The 3,958-nt window shown below is 37.4% G+C and carries 3 protein-coding genes; all 3 read left to right on the top strand.

All coding sequences use genetic code 11. The features are described 5' to 3' along the window. Positions 1-429 precede the first annotated feature (429 nt). Positions 430-1,725: a regulatory iron-sulfur-containing complex subunit RicT gene (locus VNJ50_RS00365; protein WP_325577964.1), complete on the top strand. Its 1,296-nt coding sequence runs from the start codon at positions 430-432 to the stop codon at positions 1,723-1,725. Beyond that, positions 1,715-2,203 (top strand): gliding motility lipoprotein GldH, encoded by a 489-nt coding sequence (locus VNJ50_RS00360; RefSeq protein WP_325577962.1) that lies wholly within the window; start codon positions 1,715-1,717, stop codon positions 2,201-2,203. The genes VNJ50_RS00365 and VNJ50_RS00360 overlap by 11 nt, the downstream gene beginning before the upstream one ends. Positions 2,204-2,210: 7 nt before the next feature. Further along, positions 2,211-3,958: transglycosylase domain-containing protein (locus tag VNJ50_RS00355; protein ID WP_325577961.1), on the top strand; the 1,748-nt coding region annotated here is incomplete at its 3' end.

Below are 3,958 nucleotides of genomic sequence, written 5' to 3'. Positions count from 1 at the left end.
GTGTTATGATCCATCATTTTTTATGTACAGAAGGTCTTACTTCAAAAGATTCTAAAAATTTGAAAGAGCATGCACGATCTATTATACTTAAGCAATTATTAAATTTTAATTAGCTCTAAATCTTGATTAAATTGTGGTGTTTTATCAGTTTTATACAACTTGATTTATTGTTTTACGTGTAATTTGTTGCTTTGTAAGGAAATCATAATTTAATAATAACAAATTGATTATCAGTACTTTGTATTTTAATGAAAACGCCATATAAGTTACGCAGATATCCATTATACAACTGAAATAAATAATCTTATCTTTACGTTCTGAAATTATATGATTTCGTCATTTTTGTTTAGGCAGAAATGTTATGGAATACGAAATCATAATTTATTAATCCTCATTCGTTTACCAGACGAATTATATATATAACATAACATGAGTTGTAATACTTGCACAACCGAAAAAGGTGGACAACCAAAAGGATGCAAAAACAACGGTACTTGTGGCACTGATGGCTGCAATAAATTGACTGTTTTTGATTGGTTGGCCAATATGTCACTGCCTGAAGGTGAGGAGCCTTTTATGGGTGTCGAAGTCCGTTTTAAAAATGGACGTAAAGAATACTTTAGAAACTCTGAAAACTTACCACTTAGTATTGGTGATGTTGTTGCTACGCAAGCACAGTCAGGTCATGATATTGGCATGGTGACCCTTACCGGAGAGTTGGTTAGAGTGCAAATGAAGCGTAAGCACGTTAAAATTGATGACGAAGAAAACGTTTTAAAAATTTACCGAAAAGCAACGCAACGCGATATCGATATTTGGTCGGAAGCACGTGACAAGGAAGACCAAATGAAGGTTAAAGCACGTCAATTTGCGATTGATTTGAAATTGAATATGAAAATCTCTGACATTGAATATCAGGGTGATGCCAGTAAAGCGACGTTTTATTATACCGCAGAAGAACGTGTTGATTTTAGAGAATTGATTAAATTGTTTGCCAAAGAATTCCGAACACGAATTGAAATGAAACAAGTGGGGTTCCGTCAGGAAGCTGCACGTTTGGGAGGTATTGGATCTTGCGGGCGCGAATTGTGTTGTTCAACGTGGCTAACAGATTTCAGGTCGGTAAGTACGTCGGCGGCGCGTTATCAACAATTATCGCTCAATCCGTTGAAATTGGCAGGGCAATGCGGAAAATTAAAATGCTGTCTTAATTATGAGCTGGACTCTTATATGGATGCATTAAAAGATTTTCCAAAGACGGATATTAAACTTTTTACTGAAAAAGGTGCTGCAGTATGTCAAAAAACCGATATTTTCAGAGGCCATATGTGGTTTGCCTATGAGGGCGAATGGATGAACTGGCACAAACTAACCGTTGATCAAGCCAATGAAATCATTGCTTTAAACAAGAAAAAACAAAAAGTAGCCAGCCTAGAAGAGTATGCCGAAGAGCATATAGAAGATATCAAAGCTGATTTTGGAAATGTGGTTGGGCAAGATAGTTTAACACGTTTTGATAGTCCAAAACGAAAAAGCAAACGTAGAAATACAAAGAACAAAACGAAAAAACCGGCTCAACCTAAGCAGAATGCCGAACAACCTGCGGCACAAAAAATTGAAGTTAAAAAAGAGACTAATAATGAGGTTAGAACTGAGGCTCGAACGGTTAAGAAAAAAAGAAGAAAGCCAAATCCTAAAAAGTCAAATCCCAACAATGGCGAATAAGTTTTCCTGGATGCTATTAACAACGGCACTATTTGTGTTTGGTTGTGATTCCAATCAAATTTTTGATGAATACAAATCGGTGCCAAATCAATGGAACAAAGACGAATTGATTTCCTTTACCATGACGCCGCCAGATTCTACCAACTATTATAATTTGTTTATTAATATCAGAAACACCAACGATTATAAATTCAGTAATTTATTTTTGATTGCCGAAATGAATTTTCCACATGGCAAAACCATTAAGGATACCTTGGAATATCAAATGTCAAAACCTGACGGAACACTTTTGGGACATGGGTTTACTGATATCAAGGAAAATAAACTGTGGTATAAAGAAAAGGTGAGGTTTGATGAAGCTGGTGAGTACAAAATAGTAATTCAGCACGCCATGCGTAATAATGGAGAGGTTAATGGCGTTGATAATTTAGAAGGTATTACCGATGTGGGTTTCCGAATAGAACCAGCAACTAATTAATTTTATTATGGCAAAAAAGAAAGCTGACACTCAAAATTTCTCGAAATATATTATATGGTTTTGGATGACCATTTTAGGTGGGATCTTGTTAGTTGTTTTATTGTTTTTAGCGGCATCAAGTGGCGTTTTTGGTGAAATGCCCGATCACACCCGTCTCGAAAATCCGACTACCAATTTGGCTACCGAAATTATTTCTTCTGATGGTGAACTCTTAGCCAAAATTTATGATAATGATAACCGCACACCGGTCGATTTTAGCGAATTGCCAACACATTTGGTAGATGCTTTGATTGCTACAGAAGATGCGCGTTTTCATAACCATTCTGGAATTGATGCCTTCGGAACCCTGCGTGCCGCTGTTTTTTTAGGAAAACGCGGTGGTGCCAGTACCATTTCGCAACAATTGGCAAAACAATTATTTCACAATAGGGATAATGCCAATGTCATTGAAAAGTTATCTCAAAAAATGAGAGAATGGATTATTGCCATCCGTTTGGAACGCCAATATACCAAGGAAGAAATTATTGCCATGTATTTCAATATTTATGACTTTGGTAATAATGCTGATGGTATCCGTAGTGCTGCCAGAATCTATTTTGGCAAAGAACCAAAAAACTTAGATATCCAAGAATCGGCCATGTTGGTTGGGATGTTCAAAAACTCATCGCTTTACAATCCAAGGCCAACCCGTAATCCGGAAGGGACCAGAAACCGAAGAAATGTCGTTTTGAACCAAATGGAAAAATACGATTACATCACGCAAAGCATGAGTGATTCTCTCAAAAAACTAGATTTGGGATTGCGTTATACGCCAGAATCACATCGTGAAGGATTGGCCACTTACTTCAGAGCGTATCTTACAGAATTTATGAGGGATTGGATTAAAAACAATCCAAAATCAGATGGCACGGGGCTTTATAGTTTGTATGATGATGGTCTTAAAATATATACGACCATCGATTCACGAATGCAGCAATATGCCGAAGATGCTGTACAAGAACACATGGCGCGATTGCAAAAAGAGTTTTTTCATCAAAACACACCAGAGCGTAATAAAACAGCACCTTTTTTAGATTTAAAACCGGAAGAAATTACCACATTGCTCAACCGAAGCATGCGTCAATCTGAGCGTTGGCGCAAAATGAAAGCCAATGGCAAAAGTGATAAGGAAATTATAGAATCATTTGATGTGCCAACATCCATGAACGTATTTTCATGGAAAGGTGAAATTGATACCATCATGAAACCCATGGATTCCATGCGTTATTACAAATCGTTTTTGCATGCAGGTATGATGTCTATGGAACCTCAAACGGGCCATGTAAAAGCATGGGTGGGCGGTATTAATTACAGACATTTTCAATATGACCATGTCAAACAAGGAAAACGCCAAGTAGGTTCTACTTTCAAGCCTTTTGTTTACGCTACCGCCATTGATCAGTTGCATTTATCGCCATGTGATACGTTACCAAACACAAAAATAACTATTGAAGCCGGTAAATTTGGCAATCCATTACCTTGGAGTCCTGATAACTCGGATAGAAAATACGGTGGTTTCAGAACCTTGAAAAGTGCGTTGGCTAATTCTATTAACACTATTACCGCACGATTAATGGATCAAGTAGGGCCACAGCCTGTTGTTGATATGGCAAGAAACTTAGGCATTGAATCCGAAATTCCTCCAGTCCCAGCTATTGCTTTGGGAACACCAGATTTGAGTATTTACGAAATGGTCGCCGCTTATGCCACATTTGC

Source organism: Gelidibacter sp., assembly GCF_035577925.1.
GTDB lineage: Bacteria > Bacteroidota > Bacteroidia > Flavobacteriales > Flavobacteriaceae > Gelidibacter.
Note: the sequence above shows the minus strand (reverse complement) of the source record. Positions and strands in the feature narration are given on the sequence as shown.